This window comes from Paludisphaera borealis (genome assembly GCF_001956985.1).
GTDB classification, from domain to species: domain Bacteria; phylum Planctomycetota; class Planctomycetia; order Isosphaerales; family Isosphaeraceae; genus Paludisphaera; species Paludisphaera borealis.
This window is the reverse complement of the sequence record NZ_CP019082.1, coordinates 5,118,715-5,139,903: the sequence shown is the minus strand read 5'-3', so window position 1 is coordinate 5,139,903 and position 21,189 is coordinate 5,118,715. Positions and strand designations below refer to the sequence as shown.

Annotated in this window: 16 protein-coding genes and 1 pseudogene; 6 read left to right on the top strand and 11 right to left on the bottom strand. The window is 67.2% G+C overall.

Annotation, left to right across the window (positions count from 1 at the left end; genetic code table 11):
- Positions 1-5 precede the first annotated feature (5 nt).
- From BSF38_RS19790 to BSF38_RS19780, 3 genes are all read right to left on the bottom strand, one after another.
- Positions 6-677 carry a hypothetical protein gene (locus BSF38_RS19790; protein ID WP_076348517.1) on the bottom strand — a complete coding sequence of 224 codons (672 nt, stop codon included), beginning with the start codon at positions 675-677 and terminating at the stop codon, positions 6-8.
- Positions 674-1,939, bottom strand: coding sequence for a ceramide glucosyltransferase (locus BSF38_RS19785; RefSeq protein ID WP_076348515.1), 1,266 nt, complete (start codon positions 1,937-1,939; stop codon positions 674-676). Before BSF38_RS19785 ends, BSF38_RS19790 begins: the two co-directional genes overlap by 4 nt.
- A 211-nt stretch (positions 1,940-2,150) precedes the next feature.
- Positions 2,151-2,642 (bottom strand): hypothetical protein, encoded by a 492-nt coding sequence (locus BSF38_RS19780; RefSeq protein WP_237170530.1) that lies wholly within the window; start codon positions 2,640-2,642, stop codon positions 2,151-2,153.
- Positions 2,643-3,011: 369 nt separating this feature from the next.
- Here BSF38_RS19780 and BSF38_RS19770 point away from each other — a divergent pair, with 369 nt between their 5' ends.
- The 4 genes from BSF38_RS19770 (at position 3,012) to BSF38_RS19760 (ending at position 7,704) form a co-directional block, all read left to right on the top strand.
- A complete protein-coding gene (locus BSF38_RS19770; RefSeq protein WP_083713103.1) occupies positions 3,012-3,881 on the top strand; it encodes a protein-L-isoaspartate(D-aspartate) O-methyltransferase in 870 nt (289 codons plus the stop codon).
- A complete protein-coding gene (locus BSF38_RS32170; protein ID WP_237170529.1) occupies positions 3,878-5,146 on the top strand; it encodes a hypothetical protein in 1,269 nt (422 codons plus the stop codon). The genes BSF38_RS19770 and BSF38_RS32170 overlap by 4 nt, the downstream gene beginning before the upstream one ends.
- A 963-nt stretch (positions 5,147-6,109) precedes the next feature.
- Positions 6,110-6,754, top strand: coding sequence for a hypothetical protein (locus BSF38_RS32165; RefSeq protein WP_237170528.1), 645 nt, complete (start codon positions 6,110-6,112; stop codon positions 6,752-6,754).
- Complete coding sequence (locus tag BSF38_RS19760; protein ID WP_076348511.1) at positions 6,751-7,704, top strand: GDP-mannose 4,6-dehydratase; 954 nt, start codon at positions 6,751-6,753, stop codon at positions 7,702-7,704. Before BSF38_RS32165 ends, BSF38_RS19760 begins: the two co-directional genes overlap by 4 nt.
- A 110-nt stretch (positions 7,705-7,814) precedes the next feature.
- Here BSF38_RS19760 and BSF38_RS19755 read toward each other — a convergent pair whose 3' ends face one another.
- The 6 genes and pseudogenes from BSF38_RS19755 to BSF38_RS19730 form a co-directional block, all read right to left on the bottom strand.
- Entirely contained in the window at positions 7,815-8,192 is a 378-nt protein-coding gene (locus BSF38_RS19755) for an HU family DNA-binding protein (RefSeq protein WP_076348509.1), read from the bottom strand.
- Between the two features lie 241 nt (positions 8,193-8,433).
- On the bottom strand, positions 8,434-8,643 hold the full coding sequence (locus BSF38_RS19750; RefSeq protein ID WP_076351163.1) for a hypothetical protein: 210 nt from the start codon (positions 8,641-8,643) through the stop codon (positions 8,434-8,436).
- Between the two features lie 400 nt (positions 8,644-9,043).
- Positions 9,044-10,797 (bottom strand): annotated as a pseudogene (gene ggt / locus BSF38_RS19745) (gamma-glutamyltransferase).
- Positions 10,798-11,064: 267 nt separating this feature from the next.
- Complete coding sequence (locus BSF38_RS19740; RefSeq protein ID WP_076348507.1) at positions 11,065-12,066, bottom strand: DUF3500 domain-containing protein; 1,002 nt, start codon at positions 12,064-12,066, stop codon at positions 11,065-11,067.
- Positions 12,067-12,311: 245 nt separating this feature from the next.
- Positions 12,312-13,622: a hypothetical protein gene (locus BSF38_RS19735; protein WP_076348505.1), complete on the bottom strand. Its 1,311-nt coding sequence runs from the start codon at positions 13,620-13,622 to the stop codon at positions 12,312-12,314.
- Between the two features lie 310 nt (positions 13,623-13,932).
- Positions 13,933-14,904, bottom strand: a complete 972-nt coding sequence (locus BSF38_RS19730) for a cupin domain-containing protein (RefSeq protein ID WP_076348503.1) — start codon at positions 14,902-14,904, stop codon at positions 13,933-13,935.
- Between the two features lie 259 nt (positions 14,905-15,163).
- Here BSF38_RS19730 and BSF38_RS19725 point away from each other — a divergent pair, with 259 nt between their 5' ends.
- Complete coding sequence (locus tag BSF38_RS19725; RefSeq protein WP_076348501.1) at positions 15,164-16,516, top strand: peptidylprolyl isomerase; 1,353 nt, start codon at positions 15,164-15,166, stop codon at positions 16,514-16,516.
- A gap of 155 nt (positions 16,517-16,671) precedes the next feature.
- Complete coding sequence (locus BSF38_RS19720) at positions 16,672-17,427, top strand: DUF6655 family protein (RefSeq protein WP_076348499.1); 756 nt, start codon at positions 16,672-16,674, stop codon at positions 17,425-17,427.
- A gap of 65 nt (positions 17,428-17,492) precedes the next feature.
- Here BSF38_RS19720 and BSF38_RS19715 read toward each other — a convergent pair whose 3' ends face one another.
- Positions 17,493-18,443, bottom strand: coding sequence for an antibiotic biosynthesis monooxygenase (locus BSF38_RS19715; protein WP_083713102.1), 951 nt, complete (start codon positions 18,441-18,443; stop codon positions 17,493-17,495).
- The gene (locus BSF38_RS19710) at positions 18,440-21,172 is read right to left on the bottom strand and encodes a molybdopterin-dependent oxidoreductase (RefSeq protein WP_076348495.1); all 2,733 of its coding nucleotides are present in this window, start codon (positions 21,170-21,172) and stop codon (positions 18,440-18,442) included. Before BSF38_RS19710 ends, BSF38_RS19715 begins: the two co-directional genes overlap by 4 nt.
- Positions 21,173-21,189 lie beyond the last annotated feature (17 nt).

Below are 21,189 nucleotides of genomic sequence, written 5' to 3'. Positions count from 1 at the left end.
CGCCATCAACCGCCAGTTTGTCCAGTCGTCCGGGCTTTCGTCAGCAAATTGTCAATCACAGCAGTGTCGAATCTAAACCACCCATGATTCTTGGTGGTTTTATTACTTACGCCGTCGTGAATAACAACTCGCATGTACCGATGGCTGCTTTCCTTGCCCCAAAAGAGTAACACGACATCCCCATTGCGCATGAATTCCAGCACGGCGATTGGGACAGGAGCGAAATAGGAGAACAGGTCGTCAACTTTGTCAGATGTGAATTCACCGCGTAGTTGCGCAGCGAATTCCAAGGGCACTTGCTCACCAATTCGGGGCGAGAACCGAGTCAGAACATCTTTTGGGTCGACATAATCCAGCTCGATCCCTTCAGTCGACAGCCTATGAAGCCTGATCTCCTGCGGGTCCTTCAAAACAAGCATGCCCAATTCGCCAAATGTCTCATCCATGAAGCTATCGAATATCTTGTTGGACCTTTTTTCGAGAACGTTCTGCTTTAACTCTATGAGGGTTCTCTGATGCGCGGTCCGCTCGGCGAACAATGCCAGGGCCAATGCGATGGGCACGATGAGAGCGATGGCATCCCGGAGTTTCACGTTGAAGTAAGAAGCGCGGAATCGTCTCCTCCGCGATCCATGATTCAATACGTCGGGCGTCGTATCAACCGAGATCTCGATCATGCCCCCGGCTTCCCCAAGTCTTCCGACCAGAACCGCAGCCTCGTGGTGAAGACGCGCGGGGCGCCGTTCTGGATGCGGTACCGGCGGACCCGGCGCATCCGGCGGCGGACGTCGCGGGTGGCCCGGGCCGATCGCAGCCGGGTCAATCGACCGACGTGGAATCGATGCCCGCGCCACTGGACGCGCGAGTTGACCACGGCGTCGAACCAGAGGGGCAGGAGCATCACGTCCTTGATCGGGCTGTAAAGCAGGTGCCGAAGCTTGGGCGTCGGCCCTCCCAGCCAGCGGGTCTGGAACACGTCGCGCGCCATCCCCAGGCCGACGAGGCCGAGCAAGCCCCCCCACGCGAGCCCGGAATCGCCCGAGAACGCCCACACCAGGCCGATCGTCGCCAGGTTGGCCAGCGGCTCGAACACGAACGCCGGCAGGGCCATCCGGCGGCGGATCTTGAACCACCGCGAATGGCGGTTGAGGAACCAACTGAAGTCGCGGTTGCGGTTCACGTTCTCGATCACGTGATGGCTGAGCCGGATCGAGTAACCCGCCTTGCGGACGAGAACGCCGATCACCTGGTCCTCGGCTAGCAGGTTGCGGACCCCCGCGAACCCGCCGATCGCGTCGAGCACGCGGACCGGGATCATCATCGACTTGCCGACGACGCAGGTCACCCCCATCGCCGACGCCATGGCCATGCCGCCGGCGATGTAGCCGTTGAGCTGGAGGTTCTCCATCACCGCGCCCGCCTGCCGCTGGCCGACCCCCACGAACAGGTTGGTCACCAGCCCCACCCCCGGCTCGGCCAGGTAGCAGGCCGTCTCGCGCAGGTACGACGGCCGCGCGCGGACGTTCGAGTCGCTGATCAAGATCACGTCGTGCTTGCGGTACGGGGCCATCGCCGCCAGGCTCTCGACCTTCGGGTTGAGGCCGAACGACGGACAGCCGACGATCATCCGGGCGTCGACGGCGGGGAATTCGTGCATCAGCTTCTGCACCACGGCGATCGCCGGGTCGGCCGGGTCGGCCACGCAGAACAGCAACTGGTAGACCGGGTAGTCGAGCTGGAAGAAGCTCCGGAGATTCTCGTCGAGTTCCTCGTCGAGGCCCTTCAGCGGCTTGAAGATCGTGACCGGCGGGGTGTGGTCCGGCAGGTTCCGCCGCCGCCTCGTGGCCCACATGAGGCAGACCATCGACGCCAGGGTCGAGCTCACGGCCACGACCGCCGCCAGCCCCAGGATCAGATTCGACGCTTGCGAAGACGCCATGTTCGATCCCACCCCTCGCACGGTTTCAATTCGCGTCCCCACGGGGGACGAAAAAACGATCCAACACCCCTCAACACCTTACCCGCGATCGCCCACCCGAGATTCGCCCGCTCGCCCGCGCCCGATGCTTTTTCAAGCCTCGCCAGGGAGAACGCCGCCGGGCCGCCGAACCGCGCGCGAAAAGAAAATCAACGAGCGGACCGAATCCGCCTCACGGCCGCTCCGGCTTCATCCGAAGCTCCATGTCCCCCTGACAGCAGGGGCAGGTCTGCGGATACCGGACGCTGATCGTGCAGATGTTGCAGTAATACTCCGGCGTCTGGAACCGGCCGTCCTGCTCGACCCGGAACGTGACCGCCTGGATGTAGGGAACCCCGGAGAACCGCCTCGCCTTGACCTCGACCCGACGCCCTCGCAGACGATCGTCCTGGAACAAGGCCCGGGTGGCGACGTCCGACAGCAACGGCGTCACCACGCCGTCGTCGCCGATCACGACCACCTGCTTCGAGGCCGGCTCGGGATCGATCGCGACGTCCAGCTTCAGCTCCTTGACGGCCTCTGTCAGCAGCACGGCCTTGCCCCGCACCACGACCTCCTCGACCTTGCGAGGAGCCTCCGCGGCCACAGCCAGGGCCGACGCGCAGGCGAGCCCCATCAGCAAGCCAGGGACCAGAAATCGTCGGATTCGCCGCCAGGTCGCCAAGAATCTCTCCAGGCTGTTCGCCAGGAACAACTTATAGGCTCGACAACATCCGCTTGACAGATCGAATTATAGCGATTCCGTCCGTTTTCACCAACGCCATTCCCGAGCCGTCGCCCAGCCGCCACACCCGGGCCGTAAGATGCGAAGTCGCGGGGCTTTGGATCGCCTGCGCAGCCGCGCCGCCAGGCGTCTCCTGGTACGCTCGTAGACGGGGTCTCGTTCGGAATATCCGGAAGCCGACGCATGGGAGGGGGACGGTTTTTTCGGGGGAAGCCTCGCGCATCGTGACAATGGTAGTATGATACAGGTCGAGAGCAGGCCGCGACATGCGGCGAGAGCGGCGAAGCCGGTCGAGGAAGGGAGCCTCTGATGGAACGACGCGCGAGAGCGGGTACCGCCCTGATCCTGTTCTGGAGCCTCGGCCTGGCGGCGGCCGGCGCCCAGGAGCCGGCGGCGAAGCCGAAGGAGCCAGCGCCGACGGCGAAGCCGGCGACCGACGACGACCCGACCGCCCCGGCCCGCCGGCGGATGGTCCAGCGCCATCTGGTCGAGCGGGGGATCAAGAACCCCCGCGTCCTCGACGCCTTCCGGACGGTCCCCCGGCACAAGTTCCTCCCCCCCAAGACCAGCCGGCAGGCCTACGATGACGAGTCGATCCCGATCGGCGAGGGCCAGACGATCACCCCGCCGTACGACGTCGCGTTCATGACCGAGGTCCTCGACCCCAAGCCGACCGACAAGGTCTATGAGGTCGGCACCGGCTCCGGCTACCAGTCGTCGATCCTCTCGCGACTGGTCAAGGACGTGTACTCCGTCGAGATCCACCGGCCGCTCGGCGAGCGCGCCGCGAAGGTCCACAAGGAACTGGGGTACACCAACATCCACACAAGGATCGGCGACGGCTACGAAGGCTGGCCCGACGCGGCCCCGTTCGACGCGATCATCGTCACCTGCGCCCCTCATCGCATCCCCAAGCCCCTGATCGACCAGCTCAAGGAGGGAGGCCGGATGGTGATCCCCCTGGGCGACCGGTTCAACCAGATCGTCCACCTGATCATCAAGAAGGACGGCAAGTTGATCGACAAGGAGCTGAAGCCGACGCTGTTCGTGCCGATGACCGGCAAGGCGCTCAGCGAGCCGGCCGAGCCCAAGCGGTCGCCGGCCCCGACGTCGACGCCGAAGGCCGGGCGCGATTCTCAGAAGCCGAAAGCTCCCGCGAACGACGGAGGGGCCTCGTGACCAGGTATACGTCGCTCGTCCTGACCGTTTTGGGCCTTGCCAGCGTCCTCGTCCCGGCGACCGCCCCGTCGTGCCGGGCCCAGTCCGCGCCGGAGATCGTCCGGACGCCTCCTCCCGCGCGCGACGATCTGGAGACGGACGCGAACGCGGACGGCGTCCCCGACGGCTGGTACAACGCCCGCGACGCCGTCATCCAGACGACCGGGGGGGCGTCGGGCCCCCGCTTCATCCGGTTCGAATGCCTCCATCGCGGCCGCCCCGCGCGGCTCAGCCGGGCGTTCGGCATCGACGGTCGCGAGACCGAGGCGATCGTGATCGGCCTCTGGATCCGCTCGAAGAATGTTCAGCACGGCGAGCGGATGGGCGAGGAGCCCAGCCTCATGATCGACTTCCTGGGCGACGAGCTGCGCACGCTGTCGCGCGGGCTGATGGGCCCCTGGACCCACGCCGTCGGCGACCGCTGGACCCGGGTGGCGAAGCGGATCGCCGTCCCCCCCGGAACGCACGACGCCATCATGTCGGTCGGCCTGCTCGGCGCCTCCGGCACGCTCGACGTCGACGGCCTGACCTTCGACCTGATTCCGCGACGGCCGACCGAGGCGACCAACCTGGTGGTCAACGGCGACTTCGAGCTGGGCGACCCCGCGCCGACCTACTGGGTCGTCAACGGCGAGGCCCACCGGACGTTTCCCGGCCACGATTCCGCGTCGGCGGTCGAGCTGTCGAAGTCGGGCGCCCGGGTCTTGACCGGCCTGGCCTTGCCGGTCGACGGCGTGACTTCGTTGCAGATCTCGCTTTCCGCCAAGGCCCAGGGCCTGCGCGGCGGCGGCGGTGCCGTCGCCTCGTTCTACTTCCTCGATCCCGCCGGCGAGCCGCTCGCGGGAGGTGGGGGCGTCCCGGCGTTCCAGTGGGCCGGCTCGTTCGATTGGCGAGACCAACAAGCGGTCGTCCGCGTGCCCCAAGGGGCGCATCGGGCGGTCGTCCAGTTCGAGAAGACCGACGGCCTCGGCTCGATCCGCATCGACGACGTCGAAGTCGTCAGCTCGCCCAACCCCGAACTGACGAGCTGGACCCCGTTCCACGTCGAGGACGACGTCGACGACTGGCTCAAACTCCCCCCCTCGACGACGATCGCCCCCCGGTCGGCCCTCGACTTCTCGTTCCTCCACGACGGCCACGCCGGATCCAAGGGCTTCGTCACGGCGAAGGACGGCCGACTCCAGTTCAGCCGGGGGGGCGGGCCCAGTTCTTCGGCGTCAGCCTGATCGCGCCCGCCGCGTTCCTTGAAGCCGAACGGGCCGACGCGCTGGCCGACCGCCTGGCCCGATCGGGCGTCAACCTCGTGCGGATCGGCGACCTCGACACCCCGCTCGGACCCAACCGCAGCCTGATCGACGACACCCGCGACGACACCAAGGAGTTCGACCCCAACGCCCTGGAGCGGCTCGACCACCTGATCGCCGCCCTCAAGGCCCGAGGCGTCTACGTGGCCTTGGAGCTTCAGAGCAACCGCCGGTTCCGGGACGACGACGGCGTGAAGTCGGCCGGCCTGCTTCCCGCCGGCGGCGGCCCGGCCTCGATCGTCGACCCCGTCCTCGACAAGCTGACGCTCGATACGTCGCTGGCCTTGCTGGGCCACGTCAACGGCGAGACCAAGCTGGCGCTCCGCGACGACCCCGCCCTCGCCTGGGTGACAATGGCCGGCGAGATCTCCCTGTTCGACCTGATCGACCATCCCGACGCCCTGCCCGCCCCCTACGCGGCCGAGCTGCGGACGCGCGCCGAGAAGACCGTGGGAGGCGCCGGACGGCGGTTCTGGCAGGGCGTCGAATCCGCCCACTGGAAGGAACGGGCCGACAAGCTCCGCAAGAGCGGGGTGCGCGCGCCGATCGCCAGCGTCTCGCACTGGCGGCGCGAGCCCGAATTCGTCAGCGCCCTCGGAGCCCCCGGCCTCGACCTGATCGACGACCGCCTCTACTGGTCGCCGTCCACCTGGATCGCCCCCGAGATGCGGTCGCAACTCTGGAGCCTGGACGGCGGCCTGACGTCGGGCGCCAGTCGCAAGACGACCTCCGGAAAACCCTACGTGGTCGGCCAGTGGTGCCCGCAGACCAACGGAGCGTGGGCCTTCCCCCACGAGGCGGCCGACCAGCTCCTCGCCGCCGCGACCGCCTCTCACGAAGACTGGGACGCCCTGGTGCGCCGGGGGTCTTCGTCTACCCGCAGGTGTGGGGCGATGGACCGGTCGGGACCGTGGGGGGGAGGACATCTTCCAGATCCCCGAGGTCGCCAACGGCTCGCCGCAGGTCTACGCCGTCTGGCCGCACGCCGCGTCGATCCTGCTCAGGGGCCAGGCCGACAAGACCGAGAAGGGGAACGCCCGCGACGCCGATCGGCGGAAACACCAGACGCCGGGCTGGGACCCCACCCGCGCCGCGCTGACGATCAACACCCCCTACACCCAGGGGCTCGCGGGCTGGATCGGCGGCCAGACCGCCTCGTTCCCCGCCTTGAAGGTCTCGTCCGCCACGACGTTCTCGGTAGTCGTCGCGTCGTCGGTCGGCCCCGAGCCGATCGCCTCGGCCAAGCGGCTGCTGGTCACGGTCGTCGCCCGGGTCGAGCCCACGGGCTTCCGCTGGGTCGACCCCTGGAAACGCGACACGGCCGACCCGGGCCGACCGCCGTTCCTCCAGCAACCGGTCGAGGCCCGCGTCGAATGGCTGCGCAAGGGGCCGGTCAAGGCCTACGTCCTGGACAACACGGGCAAGCGGGTCGGCCCCGCCAAGCTCGAATCGCTCGCCGGCGACGAGGGCGTCGCCCTGGTCGTCGACGGCCGCGCCGCCGCGTTCCACTGGGAGCTGATCGTCGAATGAGGGTCGTCGTGACGGGAGGCGCCGGCTTCATCGGATCGCACCTGGTCGACCGCCTGCTGCGCGACGGCCGCGAGGTGGTCGTGGTCGACGACTTCGATCCGTTCTACGCCCGGGCGCTCAAGGAGGCGAATCTGGCCGCCGCCCTCGCCAACCCGCGATGCCGGCTGGTCGAGCTGGACGTCCGCGACGCGCACGGGGTCGAGGCCCTGCTCCAGGCCTTTCGGCCCGACGCGATCGTCCACCTGGCGGCCAAGGCCGGGGTCCGGCCGAGCATCGCCGAGCCCGCGCTGTACGCCGACGTCAACGTGGTGGGGACGGTCCGCTGGCTCGAGGCGGCGTCGCGGATCGAGCCCCGGCCGCGGTTCGTGTACGCGTCCAGTTCGAGCGTCTACGGCGACCGCTCCACCGCCCCGTTCCGCGAGACCGATCCGGTCGACGCGCCGGTGAGCCCCTACGCGGCGTCCAAGAAGGCCTGCGAGCTGATGGCCCACGCGTTCCACCACCTCCACGGCCTGCCGGTGACCGGGCTGCGGTTCTTCACGGCCTACGGGCCGAGGAACCGGCCCGACCTGGCCGTCGCCTCGTTCGCCCGGCGGATCGACCGCGGCGACCCGGTGCCGATGTTCGGCGACGGCCGCACCCGCCGCGACTACACGTTCGTCGAGGACGTCGTCGACGGCGTCGTCCGGGCGATCGACCGTTGCACGGATCATCATCTGTACAACCTAGGGAACTCCCACCCGATCGAGCTGCGGACCATGATCGAGATGCTCGGCGAGGCGCTCGGCAAGACGCCGAGGATCGAGCGGCTTCCGGAACAGCCGGGCGACGTCCGCCAGACCTTCGCCGACGTCTCCAGGGCCGCCCAGGAACTGGGCTATCAGCCCAAAACGCCGTTCCGCGAGGGCCTGGACCGTTTCGTATCGTGGTTCCGAGGGGCCGATCACTGAAACGAGAGGCGAGGAGGGCGGGCGAGGCGAGGCGAGGCGGGATTCGTGACGAACCGCCCCGCCGGGAAAGAAGAGTCGGCCGCGTCGCGGGATCGGACGCGGCGGCTCGTTCAGATCATGTCCTTGAGGGCCTTCAGCGGCAGGATCTTGATGGCCTTGCGGGCCGGCTTGGCCTTGATCGTGATCTGCTCCTTGGTGGCCGGGTTGAAGCCCGGGCGCGCCTTGGTGGCCGGCTTGTGCACGACCTTGATCTTGAGCACGCCGGGGATCACGAACAGGCCCGGGCCCTTCTTGCCCAGCTCCTTGCCGAGCAGCTCGACCAGGCCGTCGAAGACCGAGGCGACGTCCTTCTTGCTCAACTGCGTCTTGTCGGCCAGGGCGCTGAAGATCTCGGTCTTGGTCGCGGGCTTGGCGGCCGGCTTTTCGACTGCGGCCGGTTTGGTCTCGGCGGCCTTGGGGGCGGCTTTGGCGGCGGCTTTCTTGGCCATCGGGGAAATATCCTCCTGTGAGAGGTCGAAGCCTTAACTCATGGCGAACCAGTCGGTTCCCCTCTCTCCAATGAGAGCGGCCGGCGAGGTTCCTGCCGATCGTTTTCGACGATTATGCCGGAAACCTCCACAGAAAATCAGGCGCAACTCGCGAAATTCCTGAATTTTCCGGGATTTCGGGGCTTCGGAACGCTCCAGACCTCGTTTTTCACGGGATTTCGACCCCGACGGCCGTTCCGGATCAAACCGCGACCCCTTGCCAGCGCGGCTCGAAACCCATCAGAAACAGGCCCGTCGCCGAGATCACGTCGACCATGAACCCGGCTCCGGCGTACGCCTCGGCGCTCTGCACCGCCTGGCCGAAGTCCGTGAACGCCCGACGCATCTCGCGAGAGCCGTCGCTGATCCTTAACATCACCGTCGGACTGGTGGAGCGAGCTTCGTTCACCATGTTCGCAATCCTTATGACCATCCCTCACCCAAATGAGACGCGGATCCATCCAGCAGGTTGTCCCATTTCAAGATCAACACGGCTACGCATGCAAGCAAGCGATCAAGCGATCTTCCCCTGGGGCCATGGCCTTCAGAGGAGCACGGACGTCAGACCTACGGAGGATGTCGCGGCTTGTGCCGCGCGGATTTTCGGGTTTCCGAAGAACGCCCCCGGGCGGGCCGCGACGCGGGAAATCACGGGGTTTCGCCGGCGGATCAAGAGCCGCGGGCCTGGGCGCAGGTCCTCGTTCTTCTCAGGCTGGAATCGCCGCGATACCATCATCGCACGCTCATGTGTAAACGCCGTGAGGACGGCATCAAGTTCCCGAGAACTCCGCCGCCGCGGTCGGGAACCGGGATCAATCGCCCGAGGCCTTCGCGGTCGCGCGGCGGGGGTCGGGGACGCCGTGGCGGAGGCCGGCGGCGTCAACGACGATGGTGTTGGCGACGCCCTGGCGGCCGACCGTCCGCCAGGCGTGGCCCCGGGCGGTCAGGCCCTTCAGGGTCGGCTCGGGCCAGTCGCGCCCTTCCAGGTACAGGACGTCCGGGAACCACGGGTGGTGCGTTCGAGGGGCGGCGACGGCCGCCTGGGGGTCGAGGCTGAATTCGAGCACGTTCAGGACGATCCAGAGCGTGGTGTTGGGGATCGTCCGCCCCCCGGCGAGCCGGCGACCAGGCGGACCGCGCCGTCCTTGAGCGCCAGGGTCGGACACTGCGAGCTGAGCATCCGCTTGCGGGGGGCGATCAGGTTGGGGGCCGTGCCGATCGCGCCGGCGTCGTCGGTGCGGCCGGGCCTCAGGTTGAAGTCGCCCATCTCGTTGTTCAGCAAGAACCCCGCCCCCGTGACTACGGCCTTCGACCCGTACGAATCCTCCAGGGTATACGTAAGGGCGACCGCGCCGCCGGCGGCGTCCATGGTCGAGAGGTGGGTCGTGTGGTTCGACTCGGCGGCCGACACGATCGGGAACGGGGCGAGCGCCGCGCTCGGGGTCGCCTGCTCGCCGATGCCGCCGGCCAGGGCGTCGGCGGCGGCCTTCGAGGTCAGCTCGGCCGTCGGCACGTCGACGAAGTCGGGGTCGGCCAGCCGGTCGGCGCGCGTGAAGTACGCCCGACGCATCGCCTCGGTCACCCGGTGGAGCGTCCGGGGGGATCGAGGACCATCGGCCTTGAGGTCGTACCGCTCCAGGATGTTGAGCATCTGGCAGAGGACGACGCCCCCCGACGACGGCGGCCCCATGCCGTAGATGTCATGCCCGCGGAAGGTCGTCTTCACCGGCGGACGCTGCTTGGCCTCGTAGCCGGCGAGGTCGTCGCGGGTGACGAAGCCGTCCTGCTCAGCCATGTAGGCCGCGATCAGCTCGGCGGTCTTCCCCTTGTAGAACTCGTCGGGGCCGCCGACGGCGATCCGTTCGAGGGTCGCGGCGAGATCGGGCTGAACCAGCCGATCGCCGGCCTTCCAGGGCTGTCGGTCGGGCCGCTGATACGCGGCGACCGACTCGGGGAAGTCGACCAGCCGGCCGTGGTAGTCGCGCCTCGCCGGGCCGGTCGGCTCGACGGTCCGGGGCCGCAACTGGTCGTTGAGGGCGTCGGCCAGTTCGGCCGAGATCGCGAACCCCTCGCGGGCCAGCCGCGCGGCGGGGGTCACCAGGTCGCGCCAAGGGAGCTTGCCCCACTTCGCATGGGCCAGGCCCAGGCCGCGAACCGTCCCCGGGACGCCCGCCGACCACGCCCCGGCGCGGTGGCGAGGCCGCAGCTCGCCCTTGCCGTCGAGATACATCCGGGGCGTCGCCGAGGCCGGCGCGGTCTCCCGGAAATCGACGGTCACCACCTCGCGCGATCCGGGCAGGTAGGCGACGAGGAATCCGCCGCCCCCCAGATTCCCTGCTTCCGGCAGGGTCGCCGCCAGAGCGAAGGCCGTCGCCACCGCCGCGTCGATCGCGTTGCCCCCCTGGCGGAGGGCCTCCCGACCCGCGCCGGCCGCGTTCCCTTCCTGCGCCACGGCGACGTGCTTCGAGAACGCCCCCCCCTGGCCCGCGCCGACCGCGACGGGCTCGAACACGCCCAGCCAGGCGATCGCGACCGTCGTCAGAACCACGGGAATGCGAAGCTCCATCATCAGTCGTCCACCCAGGTAGTGCCCTCGGCGTGGCGAAACGGGCCGACGGTGGCCGCATCATACCATGTTCTGAGGGCCGATCCCACTTTGTCCGCAATTAACGCTTAATAAAGCCTTTTTCGGCGTTCCAACGTTGCGAAAAAACCTCATGGTGCATTAAAAATTCTTTACTTGTTCTGACGTCGCCGGTGGTCGGCGTTCGCTTCGGGGTCCGGGAGGGGCCAAGGGTTTCGTTGGGTCTGACAACCCTTGGCCCGCGCGTGGTCAGTTCGCCGAGGGGAGACCGAAGTCGCCGGCGGTGTTGCGGTAGAAGGTGTGAATGTGGTTGGCCTCGTCCTGCTTGATGTTGAAGTCGATGTAGAGCGCCGGGCCCTGGAGGCGGAAGGCGTGAGGCTTGGCGGGGTCGGCCGGTCCGTACCAGGCGAAGTGGTACGTCTGGGGGGCCCTGGCGAGCTTGTCGGCGAGGTCGTTGCGGATCGGCTCGGGGAAGTTGACCTGGTAGGCCGAGACGAACTTGGTCAAGAGAGCGCGCTGGCTGGCGTTGAGCTTGTCGGTCGAGATCCCCACCGGCGCCGGCAGTTCGGGCCGGGCCGAGTTGGGCGTGGTGGTCACGTCGGGGACGTCCTCGGAGACGATCGCCTCCTTGCGCTGGGCGTCGTCGAGCGACGTGATCAGGGCGTTGGCCGGTTCCTCGATCTCGACGAGGTTGCGCAGCCCCTTGCGTCCGCCGTCCTTCACCTTCGCGGGATTCGAACCGAACATGAACGGGGTGGCTGAGACGACCTTGCCGTCCTTGAGCGTGAAGTTGAGCGACAGGTGGTGCCCCTCGATCCGCCATCCCCATTCGCCCTGGTCGCCCGGGGTTCCGAAGACGCTGACGTAATAGAGTTCCGGGTCGCGGACCGGGCCGGTGCCGTGCTCCTGAACGCGGAGGATCTCCTCGTAGCTCATGATCGTGGTGGCCTTGAGCACTCCCTTGGTCGACAGCCCGGTGTTGAGCAGGCCGAAGGCGAGGGCGCGCTGGTCGGCGGTCAACTCCTTGATCGGCAGCCCGTTCCGCGGCCGGGGAATCCAGTGCCAGTTGAACCGCTCGGGACAGTCGAAGGCGAAGCTCGCCTGGGCCCGATGCGTATCGTCGAGCGCCCCGAGGAACCGCTGGGCGGCCTCGGCCATGGCCGTTCCCGTCTCATCAGCCCGGGCCGACGTGTTGAACGGCGAGAAGGAAAGGCAGGCCAGGGCCAGAACGGGGAGGAATCGCTGCATCATCCAAACTCCGAAGGTGCGACCACCAAAAGAGAAACGTTCGGAACGGGGACCGACCGCCGACGCGGCCGATCTCGAACGACTGAACCCGCCGACGCGTTGCTCCACGATTCTTCAACACATACAGGTAGCCGACCCGTTACCGCAATCCAAGGGCCGTCCCCGAGAAAACGGCCGCTTCACGAATTTTTTCGGTCTCCGATGGATTCGAAATACGAACCATCATCACGCCTTCGGGACACTGGGCCTCACGAAAATGGGGCATCGCCTCGGCAGGGTGCGGCCCCGGGCGCGACGCGGCCTGCGAGGGGATTCACGCGCTGGCGGTTCGGGGCCGTATCCGGAACGTCGCGGGGCGATGCGGGGCGGCCATCGGCCGTCGGGCTCGGCGGATTGGCTTCCTTCGCGCCGTTTTTGGGCGTTCGGCAAGGTTGTTCCCCCGCCTCAAGCAGCTTGGCGAGGTAATCGGTCATCCCCTCGGCGACGAGGTTCTCGATCGGGTCGGACCGGTACGACGACGGCCGAGCGGCCGGCTTCCGGGTGACGGGAGGATTGGCTTCCTTCGTCGCTTTTTTCGACGCGGCGCGGAGCTTCGCCAGAAGGTCGATGGTCCGGAGCAGCTCGCGGGTCCGGGCGGTCTGGAACCGTCGGAGCCGCTCGGCGGCGTCGCTGGCGCTGAAGGACGCTTGCTCGGCGAGTTCGAGCGCCTCGTCCCCCTCGATCTCTTCGAGGGCGACGAGCAGATCCTGAAGCCGTTCGATTTCGCGCTCGGCGATGCCCCGGAGGAACGCCACGCCCGCCTCGGGACTCTCGGGCCGGGGGACGATCTCGCGCCAGACCCGCCAGGCGCTGAACGCCGGATCTTCATAGGGGGTCATTTCTTGCATCTGGAGCCAGAACCGGGTGCCCCATTTCTCCTCGATCGTCTCCCAGGCCAGAAAGACTTCGTTCAGCTCGGGGTCGTCGATCGCGGCGAGCGGCTGCTTGCCCAGCAATCGGACGAATTTGAACTGATCGAGGAAGGTCCAGTCCTCGTTCGAGATGATGAGACAACGCATTTCGACCCAGCGGTCGAGCAGCCATCGAGCCCCTTCGGGCGATTCTTCGAGCCGGGCGACGAAGGCCGAGGGGTCGTCGGACCACGCCGGCCCCGAGGTCGGCAACAGCCGTTTTCCCGCCATGTAAAACAGCTTACGGCCGAGGTCGCAGACCTTCTCGGTGCGTCTGGCCTTGGATTTGAGCATCGCCTTTCTGACTCGACGGGCGAGCAAGGCGGTTTCATAACGCTCGGCCCGGTCGAGGCTCCAGGAGATCCGGGCGGCCCGGCTGACCAGCTCGCGTTCGATGGCGTTGGTCGGCTGGTAATCGTCGACCCACTCCTGGATCTTGGCCTCCAGTTCGGCCGGATCTTCATGGGGCAGGATCGGGTTGACGGTCTTGGCGCGCATTCCGTGTTTCAGGGCGTTGAGCCTCGCTCGGGCCTTGCCCTCGTCGGATTTCGGCCCACAGCTTTTTTTGGCGTTGGAACGGTTGGCCTGAATCTGGGCGTCGGTAGCCATGGAGCGGGCGTCTCCTCAGAGGGGGCGTCGTCGATGAGGCCTCTAAGGATTAAGATGCGCCGGATCCCCGTTCTCAGAAAAAACTGCGGATCATTCCGATTATTCCAACGAGTAACCGCGTCAGGAAGACGGCCCCGAATCCAAACCATGATGACGCCGCAGCGATACCCGGCCTCATGAAAATGGAACATCGCGGCGACCAGGTCCTGATACGAGCGCGAAGCGCCGAAGAGTGAATTTCCGGACGGCCGTTCGAAATCGATCCACTCGCTGACGCTTCGGGCTCGTATCAGGAGGCCGCCCGTGGGCGTCACCGGCTGGGGCTGGTGAACTGGATGTCCAGGGTGCGGAGGTAGGTTTGCAGGCCGGCGTCCTGGATCGGCAGGAGGTACGCGGGCTGGCCGGATTCGTTGTAGTGGGCGTGCCAGTAGCCGGGGGGGGTGACGAAGGCCGAGGCCGGCTTCCAGTCCATGCGGTCGGGCTCGACGATCTGGCCCTGGTCGTCGAGTTCCTGGCCGACGAGGGTGTAGCAGCCGGGCTTGCAGTCGAGGATCAGGTCGAGGGCGACGGACTGGTGCCGATGCGGCAACTGGACGGCGGCGACGGGGAGGATGCCGAACATCGCCCAGAGGGTGGGGGTGACGGTCAGGGTCTTGTCGCAGGCGCGGTTGGCCAGCAAGACGCTGATGCGGCTGCGGTTGGCCGCGTGGGGGTCGGCGGCGGCCTTGGCCAGCTCGGCCTTGGCGACTTCGGCGCGGTAGAGGGTCGGGCGGAACGTCGGCGACTCGGCCCGGGCGCCCAAATAACGAAGCATGGGCTCGTCGTGGACCCAGTAGAACGCGGCGTCCTCGTCGGCCTCGTGGACCGCCTCGCCGCCGGCCGGCAGGGTCAAGAAGTCGCCGGCGCCCCAAGGGAAGCTGAGGCCGTCGAACCGCGACCGCCCCTTGCCCCGGATCACGTAGTAAAGCTGCGACGAGGCGTTGGGCCGGAGCCCGATCGACTCGCCCGGCCGGATATGGACGAAATTGGCGCACAGGCTCGGAGTGCTCGCGGGCCCGGCGCAGCCCAGCTCGCGGCTGAGGTCCAGGGGCAACGCCCGCGTCGGCCCCTGCTCGTGCAGCGAGGCCGGGAACTCGGCGTAGGGAATCCGCGGAATCGCCCCCGAACTGAGCGGATCGGCGGCCCGGCTGTACTCGAAGTACAATCCGTCGCGCGTCAGCTCGTCGATCTCGGCGCCGGCGTCGATCTTCTTCGCTTCCTGAGTCGTCGTCGTGGCGGCCATGAGCGGCCCTCCTTCCCTCGCGGTTGAAACGGCGTCAAGCCTATCCCACAACTCCATTGTGGGCGAAAAACGGCGGCCGGTGAAGATCGGAGGGGAAGGGTTGGTCGGTTCAGGCGTGGAGCCGGCCCGTCCTGCACCGTCCAAACGGAGGGCGATCTTGAGGTTGACCGATGAGGGAATAAAACCTAGAGTCCCGGCCGTTTCGTCTGGATACTTGAGACAATCTCGACACGAACCACGGATTGGGAGACGCAACGAGATGATCGCAAAGGATCGCGGTCGGAGGGCCAAGGCCCTGGTGTTGGGGCTGACGCTTCTGGGAGGTGCGGCGACCGCCCAGGCGCAGCAAACGACGGGTAAGACGCGGGCCGGCGCGGCCAAGGCGGCCCCTGCCGGCGGCCAGGCGGCCGAGACGAAAGTCCGGCTCGATCAGATAACGGACGTCCCCGGTCTCAAGGAGACCGCGGTCCCGGTCAACCCCACCGACGCGATCGCCATCGTGAACGGCCAGATCATCTCGCGACAGCAGCTCGCCGACGAGTGCGTCGCCCGCAAGGGCAAGGAGATCCTCGAGACCCTGATCAACCGCCAGATCATCGATCAGGCCCTCAAGGCGCGGAAGCTCGACATCACCGCCGCCGAGATCGACGCCGAGATCGACAACGTGGCCAGTCGCTTCGGCATCGGCCGCGAAGCCTGGCTGCGGACGCTCGACAAGGAGCGCGGGATCAGCCCGCTTCAGTACGCCCGCGACATCATCTACCCGGCCCTGGCCCTGCGCAAACTGAGCACCGGCCTCGTCCAGGTCACGCCCGACGACCTCAAGAAGGCCTTCGAGGCGCAGTACGGCGACAAGCTCCGCTGCCGGATCATCATGGTCGACAAGATCACCAAGGCCCAGGACATCTGGGAAGCGCTCCGCAAGAACCCCGGCGGGTTCGAAAAGATCGCGCAGGAGCAGTCGATGGACCTGGGCACCCGCTCGCTCGGCGGCCTCCTGTCCGAGCCGATCACCCGCCACGCGCACCCCGAGAACGTCGCCGACGCCGCGTTCCAGCAGCTCGTCGACGGCGACCCCAACGACAAGGACCCCAAGCACAAGCCCAAGAACGGCGAGGTCACCGGCCCGATCCAGGCCAGCGAGTCGACCTGGGTCCTGCTGCGCCGCGAAGACCTCATCCCGGCCATCGCCAACGTCTCGCTGAAGGATGAGAACATCCGCAAAAAGACGTATGAGATCATCTACGAGGTGAAGCTCAAGGAGCAGATGGGCGTCGTCTTCGAGCAGTTGATCAAGCAGGCCGCGATCGAGAACAAGCTCGTCGGCTCGATCCAGATGGCCAACGAGGAGAACGATCCCGACTTCCGGGTCGACAAAGACGTCAAGCTGATGAGCAACGCGGCCGACGGCGTCCCGGCCTCCGACGGCAAGGCTCAGGCGGCCGCTGCGGCCGGCACGGCCCCCGCCAAGGCGAAGCTCCCTCGGCCCGCCGCCCTCTCATCCGACGCCGGCGCCCAGTTCGACAAGGGCCACCTGACCCCGGCCAAGGCCCCGGCCGCTCCGGCCGCGAACCCCGCCGCCGTGACCCCGACGCCGGGCTCGCCCAACTGAGCGAGCCGCCCCGACTCGATCCAGACCAGACGCCTCCCCTGGCGAGCGCGGGCGAACCCCCGCGCTCGCCGCGCGGGAGGCGCCCTCGGCTGGCGGGCTGGCTTGTCGTTCGTCCCTGGTCGTCCGTGTTCCTCTCAAGGCGGTAGTCGAAGCGTATGAACACGTCCGCCCCCCGATTTCGGTCGTCGTCCCTTGTGGGCCTTTGCATCGCGATGGCGGCCGCCGCGACCGGCTGCGGCACCACCAAGACGTCTGGCACCGTGCGCACCGGGACCGAGCAGCTCTTGCTCACCAACGCCTGGGACACCGCCCTGACGAAGATCGACTTCCGCCCGCTGACCGGCGTCCCGGTCTACCTCGACACCACCAACGCGACGGCCGTCGACCAGGGCTGGGTCGTCTCCAGCCTCAAGGAAGCGATGCTCAAGCAAGGGGTCTTGCTCCGCGCCAAGCCCGAGCAGGCCCAGTGGATCGTCGAGGCCCGCATCGGCGCGTACGGGACCGACGCCTCCAGCTTTCTGCTGGGCATCCCCCAGACCACCATCCCGCCAAGCTTCACGGGCGTTCCCACCGGCACCATCCCCGAGATCTCGCTGGTCAAGAAAAGCGACCAGAAGGCCGTCGCCAAGCTGGCTCTTTTCGCTTACGACCGAACCTCCGGCCAGCTCGTCTGGACTTCGGGCACGTCGCAGGCGAAGTCCAACGCCAAGGACGTGTACGTCGGCGGCGTCGGACCGATCCAGAGCGGCTCGATCTACCGCAGCCCCGAGTTCATCGGCATGCAGCTCCCCCTCGTCGGCGGGGCCTCCCCCGCGCTCGCGACCGACAAGCCCCGCGACGCCGCCGACGTCGCCGCCTCCCCCCTCGCCCCCTCCGCCGCCGCCAGCGACGCCCAGTCGTTCGCCCCCTGAGCCTCGGCTCGGCCGTCGACCACGCCGACGGCGAGGCCATGTCGAAAGCAACCGGCTCCTCGCGCCTAGCCGGAGTGCCACTTGAAAAGCCATACGAAGAATAGGATTTCGACGGCGAAGAGCGCGGCGAGGATCGCCAGGCCGATCGCGGTTGCGCGATCGCTCCGTTTCAAGTCCGTGAACAGCCACCAATCGAAGTTCCGAACAAGGAACGGCATCGTCAGAAAGCTCGTCGCCGCCACGCTCAACACGTTGCCGATAAAGACGCCCAGTGCTGGAACCAGGCCGGCGAGCAAGGGGTTCAGGTAAAGGAGTTCGAGCGCGACGACCGGATACAGGCCGAGGAGCACGAGCAGGGCCGTCATCCAGTCCGGCGGTCCCTTCCCTGTTTCGGGGTTGATTCGCACCCAGCCGGGGAAGGACGTCGCGAGCCGCAGCAACTCCTCGCCTTCGACGAACGCCTCGGCCTCCTTGAGCATGGCGGACCGTTCCGGAGCCGCCATCCACGCGTTCAGCTGCTCGGCCGTCTGGAACCGCAACATCGTGATCCAGTGGAAACCGCCGGGCGCCGGCGGCTGAAGATACGTTCCTTGATAACCCGGATAACGCGCCTGGGCTTGCTGCATCCGGGCGGCCCACTCGCGGTAGCCGTCCTCCATGCCGGGCTTGATTTGCGAGAAGATGACCTGCGTGACCGTCGTCCCGGGCCGCTCCGCGTCGAGAGATTCCGTCTGCATCACCTCGCCGAGGCCGCCGCCGATCGTCAAGGGCGTGAGTTCCGCCAGAATCGCCGCGCGTTCGCCGGATTGCTGCCACGCGGTGACGTGTTCCTTGGAATCGAAGTTCAGCAGGATCGTCCACGTGTCGTCGTGCTCTCCCGGCGGCAAGACGTCGCTGCTGTTGAAGCCCGGAAATGCGGCGACCACCGCGTCATACCGGCCTTTCCATGCGGCGAAGGCGTCCTCGGCGCCGGGACGGATTCTTGCAGTGGCGATCATGACGGCCGGTGAACTCATGGTGCGTCCGAGTCTCTTGGCGATTCCGCCAGACCTGAGAAAATCCGGTCGGCGCTCAGGGGGAGGCTGTGAAAGCGAACGCCCGACGCGTCGGCGAGCGCGTTACCCATGGCGGCGCTGACGGGAATGATGGGCGTCTCGCCGATCGGCTTTGCGCCGAGGGGACCGAAGCGATCGTGGGTCTCGACGAAGACGACCTCGGATCGGGGGATGTCGGCGAAGGCGGGGATGCGGTAATTCCGGAAGGTGGAATTCACGACGACGCCCGATGCGTCGATCACCATCCGCTCGAAAAGGGTCGTCCCGATCCCCTGGGCGATCCCCCCCTCAACCTGTCCCCTCGCCTGCATGGGGTTGATGATCTTGCCGGCGTCGACGGCTTGCACGCTTTGCAAGATCCGGATTTCGCCCGTGACGCGATGCACGGCGATCCGAAAACCATGCGCCTGAAAGACCGTGGAACGGGGAGAGCCGTACGCCTTGCGCGCGACGTGGAGTTTGTCTCGCAGCGGCGCCGCCTCGAAGAGTTGTCGCAGCGTGAGCGACCGATCGCCGCATCGCACGTGCTCGTCGTCGAGGCGACATCGCTCGACGGGCTCGTTCGAGATCGTGCTGGCCGCTTCAAGGAGGCTCTCCCGCAGCGCCTCGGCGGCCCTCTCGACCGCCAATGTCGCCACGCTGATGCCGGCGCTGGCGAAGGTGCCCGTGTCGTAGGGGGTCAGATCCGTGTCGGAGAAATCCATGGCGACGGCCGCCGCTCGCGTGTTCAAGACGGCGGCCGCGACCTGCCGCTGCGCATTGCGGATGCCGTTGCCGAATTCCGCGGAACCCACCGCGAGGTGGTAAGTCCCCTGGGATTTCAGCGACATATGGGCTTCCGTGCGGTGCTCCGAAGGGGCGGAGGTGTCCTGCGCGTGGATGGCGACGCCGCGCCCTTCCAGCCATTCGTCGCCGTAGGGTTTCTGCTCGCCCCGACCGCTCGCGAGCGCCTGCTCGACGAGATCAAGGCACTGATCCAGCCCGTAGCTGCCGATCACGCTGTCGTGCGGAGTCGGCCAGATGCTATGGACGGGATCGCGCGCCTGTATCATGTTCCTGCGCCGCATCGTGAATGGGTCGACGCCCAGCTTGCGGCCCAGTTCGTCGATGGCCGACTCGATGGCGAAGGCCGATTGCGTCGCCCCGTATCCCCGAAAGGCGCCCGAGGGGGGCGTGTTCGTGTAGACCGCATAGCCGGTCCCTTTCTTGTTGGGGCATCGGTAGGTGGCCATCGACGAACTCATCGACGCGCCAAGGACCTCGCCGCCGTGATTGCCGTAGGCTCCCGTGTTGGACACGGTATGGATCTGCATCGCCGTGAGGACGCCGTCCCGCTTCGCCCCCAGCTTGATCGTGATCTTCATCGGATGACGCGAGACCGACGAGGTGAACTCCTCGGACCGCGTGAATTCCCACTTCACCGGGCGGCCGGTCTTCAGCGCGGCCAGGACGCACAAGTCCTCGCTCAGCAGCTCCTGCTTGCCGCCGAACCCGCCGCCGACGTGCTCGGAAAAGACGCGGATCTGGTGGGGAAACATCTGGAACAGATAAGCGAGTTTAAGCTTGACGAGGTGAGGCGCCTGGGTGCTGGTGCGGACGTGGACGCGGCCGTCCTCGGCGCGCCAGGCGATCGAACCGTGGGTCTCCATGTGCGCGTGCTGGATCTTGGGCATCGAGAACGTGCCTTCATACACGGCGTCCGCCTCGGCGAATCCCCGGGCCACGTCACCGACCTCGGCCTCGATTTTCCGGAACACGTTATGCGCGGCGTCCTCGATCCGCGATTCGACGTTCTTGTCGCCGTGGAGATGCGGTGCGTCGGGGAGCATCGCTTCATCGGCGTCGAAGACGGCCGGGAGCGGCTCGTAGTCGATCTCCACCAGCCGGCAGCCGAGTTCCGCGGCGGCTTCGGTTTCGGCGACCACGGCGGCGACCCGCTGACCGACGTGGCGGGCGACGTCGTCGAGCATGTAGGTGTCGTTGGGATCGACGCTGAAGTCGTCGTGCGTGGCGGTCGTGAACGCACGCCTCGGGACGTCCTCCCAGGTGAAAACCGCGTGAACCCCCGGAACGGCGAGCGCCTTGTCCTTGCGGACGGCCGTGATCCGTGCGTGGGCATGCGGCGAGCGGACGACCTTGAGGTGAAGCATCCCGTCCATCGCGACGTCCATCGTGTAGCGCGCCTCGCCGGTGACGATCGCCTCGCCCTTCGGATTGGCGAGGCTGGCTCCGCAGGCCTGACCGGCCTTGTCCTCAGCGACGGAAGCGACGCCCCGAACGGCGTCCTCGATCGAGTGATAGCCGGTGCAGCGGCAGAGGTTCCCCTTGAGATGGAACGGGAGGTCCGTCTTCTGCTCGTCGGAGAGGCTCGCCGACGTCATAATCATCCCCGCGGCGCAAAAGCCGCACTGGAACGCCTGGGCGTCGAGAAACGCCTGCTGCATCGGATGGAGTCCGCCGTCGATGGCAAGCCCCTGAAGCGTGGTCACTTCGCGGCCCTCGGCCCGGAAGGCGGGGACGAGGCAACTGTGGACCGGCTTGCCGTCGAGCCAGACCGTGCATGCGCCGCAATCGCCGGCGTCACACCCTTTCTTGACTCCAAACCAGCCAAGGTCCCGCACAAACGTCCGCAAGCACTGACCGGGACGAGGTTCCGCCGCGAATGCTTTGCCGTTGATTCGATAGCTCATGGCGGTTTCCCGGTTCG